This window comes from Cupriavidus sp. 05T41 (assembly GCF_056396525.1).
Window position 1 is genome coordinate 1 of sequence record NZ_JBFTLQ010000181.1, and the last position, 3,412, is coordinate 3,412.

Annotated in this window: 3 protein-coding genes; 2 read left to right on the forward strand and 1 reads right to left on the reverse strand. The window is 61.8% G+C overall.

All coding sequences use genetic code 11. From position 1 onward, the window contains the following. Positions 1-286 precede the first annotated feature (286 nt). Positions 287-865, reverse strand: coding sequence for an AraC family transcriptional regulator (locus tag AC1DKV_RS40255; RefSeq protein WP_441624458.1), 579 nt, complete (start codon positions 863-865; stop codon positions 287-289). A gap of 861 nt (positions 866-1,726) precedes the next feature. Here AC1DKV_RS40255 and AC1DKV_RS40260 point away from each other — a divergent pair. Beyond that, entirely contained in the window at positions 1,727-2,401 is a 675-nt protein-coding gene (locus AC1DKV_RS40260; protein WP_477139739.1) for an antibiotic biosynthesis monooxygenase family protein, read from the forward strand. 313 nt (positions 2,402-2,714) lie between these two features. After that, positions 2,715-3,412 (forward strand): HlyD family secretion protein (locus AC1DKV_RS40265; protein ID WP_441624462.1); only part of this gene is annotated, 698 nt, incomplete at its 3' end.

Sequence of the window (3,412 nt, forward strand, 5' to 3'; positions counted from 1 at the left end):
CTCGAGAACAGCGTATGTTCGGMACCAGCTCATGGACGATGGCTTCGACGGGTTCTCCGCCCTGGCCCAGTCCACCCAGCACTTTCTTGATGTGCTTCTGGAAGAATTGTGAGGATCGTGGCAACCATTCTGCCAACGATCGGAGCCGCGCGCTCAGCCAAGAAGATCATCTACCGGCCAAAAAGGKCCGTATCTGGGCCACGATGACCATGACCTCGCCATCCGGGCCATCGCCGTCGCATCCGCGCGGGAGGGAATGCGGCACCGGATGGGCTTGCTCCGTGCCTCAACGGCGCGGCGTCAACAGCGCCGTGGCGATGGTTCGGGCGACGTCTTCGCCAAGATCCTCCCTGACCAGCGCCAGGGCCAGATGGACACCGGCGCTCACGCCGCCCGACGAATACAGGTTACGGTCCTTCAGGCAGCTTAGATTGGTCATGACGTGTACCAGGGGATGCTCGGTTGCGAGCCGTTGCGCGTCGCGCCAATGCGTGGTCAACCAGCGGTGGTCGGCAAGACCGGCACGCGCGAGCAAGAAGGCGCCGTTGCATACGGATGCGAGCCTTCCCGCCCTACGCCCGGCATCGCTGAGCCAATCCACCACTTCCCGTTGCCCATGCCTCAGGCCGATGAGCGGGGACCCGGGCACCACGATAATGTCGAACGGAGCACGCACATCCGACACGCACTCCGTMGTGCCCACCGCCACCCCGTTCGAGCATGCGACAGACCCGGGCGACGGCCCGACGAGATGCTGTTCATAGAACGTTCCGCCGCACAGGCAGTTCGCCTCGTGAAACACATCCATCGGGCCAGTCACATCGAGTAACTGGAATCCGGCGTACAACATCATCGCAACACGCATGCTCCGTTACTCCCCGAATGCCCTCGAAACAAGCGCAGCCCGCCTCGCCGCGTATGCGGCGTGGTAACCGGGTGCCAGAGAGGTTTGACGATCCTGAATCAACGTGATGAATCCGTCCTTGCTTGGGGTCCGGTCCCTAATTCGACCGCKACAATTGGCGAGGCGGCGGCAGCCCCATCCCGGCTACCCCAAGCCGCAACCAGGGCTGATGCGTTTCCAGGTGCACCCGGGTCAGGTTCCCAGCCGCAGTCCCGAAATCAAGTCTAGTCAGTCCATATGGCGGCACGAACACGCAGGTGCGCCGTGTCTGGCCAATCGATGCGGAATTTGGGCCACGTCGTATCACCGGCACCGCCGCGCCTCCGATCGTGCCTGTCGCATTGCGCGTTGGGCACCCCTTGCGCTTCGCCGCCTGAGCTTCAGCTTTCGAGCGAACCGGGCGCCGCGCGCCAGTCACGCTGCCTCGATCGAGGATGACCGMAAAGGACAGCMAGCTCGCGCAAGTTGCCCATTCCGATTGRCTCAAAAYAGATCAGAAATGGCCAGCACCAATCGCTTMCGCGACGGCGCGGAGCGGGTCTTCGTGATCGTTCCCGCCCGTGCAAATCGGCTTTATTGGTCAAACCGAAATGGACTATTCCAGGTGGTTGCGATTTCCATGGAGTCCACAAGTTACTTGGCAAAATTCACGCACTTGTTGGCCGAATACCTGATCCTCCCAGCCTTTAAGAAACACTCTCCGTGCCATACAGTGAATGCACCAACTGCTTGACTGCGACACGGAAATCAACCCGTCGTCATCGCCAGTTTCGCGCATTTTCCACATAACGTCGTGTGGTCAACGGAAAGAAGGAGTACCTCATGTTTTCTGCAATGCTTGAAGTCAACCCGATACCCGAACAATTCGATGCCTATCTCGGCATGGCGCAGATGCTGCGACCTGAACTCGAGAAGATCGATGGGTTTATCGACAACACCCGCTATGCAAGCCTGACGCGCGAGGGGTGGCTCCTCTCGCTGTCGAGCTGGCGCGACGAGAAGTCGCTGGTGCGCTGGCGTACCACGACGAAACACCACAAGGTCCAGCAGGCGGCGCGCGATCGGGTATTTGCCGACTATCGCTTGCGCATTGGCCAGACCGTCAGGGATACCCACGTGCCCGCCGGGCAAGTCTTGCTCGAACAGCGCCTGGATGTCACTGAGACAGGCGCCGGCACGGCGGTGACGMTGCTCGATGCGACGCGCGCGCCGGACTGGGTCAGGCAGGCCGGCGCGGAATCGGTCGCGAAGTCGCTTGGACTTGAAGCGGGCGCGTCGGGCCTCGTCGCCTGGGATGTGTTCGACGCGCTGATGACGCCGGGAGACGTGATCGTGGTGGCGACGTGGCACGACCAGGCAACCGCAGAAGTATTCGAACGCGACGCAAAACTGCCAGAGGGCGTGCGCCTGCGGCACATCCGCATCGTCCGGGCGTACGGGATGTTTGATCGCCGGGAAGCACCGCAATACTTTGAGGAAGTACAGCCTCKGGCGTAAGGCAGTCGCAGCCCGATATCGGCATTCGGGGTTCGGCGAGCACATGGCCCTTGACGGCGATTCGCAGATGCAATCACCTACTGAACACGCGTAGCTAGCGAACCCCTATGACCACCACCAACCCTTTGACAACCGGAGCCGCGCAGCCAACGCCCGCACAGGCCACGCTATCACATCGTCTCTCTGTGGGCCTGATTGGGACCTTGCTCGCGTCGCTATCTGCAATACGCAATGAACAGGTCACTGCGCTGGCAATGACCCATGATTTGAACATGGGCGCTACTCCGCCCTCTTCCCACTAAGGGAGATTTCCATGTCAGCCGCCACCCGATCCCGCCTCAGAACCGTTCGCATTGCCGTGCTTGTCGTCGCGGTCGGCATCGTTGCATGGGCTTGCACAAGGCTTGCTGGCAACTCGGATACCGAATCCACAAACGATGCCTACGTGTCGGCCGACTTCACGCTCGTGGCGCCGCGTATCGCCGGCCAGGTTTCAGAGGTACTGGTCAACGACAATCAGTGGGTCAAGGCCGGGCAATTGATGGTGCGTATCGATGACCGCGATTTCCGGGCCGCATTGTCGAGTGCGCAGGCGGACGTGGCGGCAGCCAAGGCATCCATAGCAAACTACGACGCCGAGATTGCGCGGCACCCCTCGCTCGTCGAGCAGGCGCGCGCCACGCTTCGCTCCGACGAAGCGTCGGTCGAGTTTGCGCGAGCGAACGCCTCGCGCTACCAGAATCTCTCCGAAGCAGGAGCGGGAACCACGCAGGAACAACAACACGCTTCGAGCGCGCTCGCCGAGCAACTTGCGCGGCAGTCCCATGACCGCGCCGCGTTGAGCACGACTGAGCAGAACCTCGACGTGCTGCGCACGCAACGCGACAAGGCGGCCAGCACGTTGATGCGCGCCGAGGCKGCTCAGGAATTGGCGAATCTCAATCTGTCCTATACGGAAATCCATGCACCGGTGGACGGCAAGGTTGGCAGGCGCTCGGCGCGGGTCGGCGC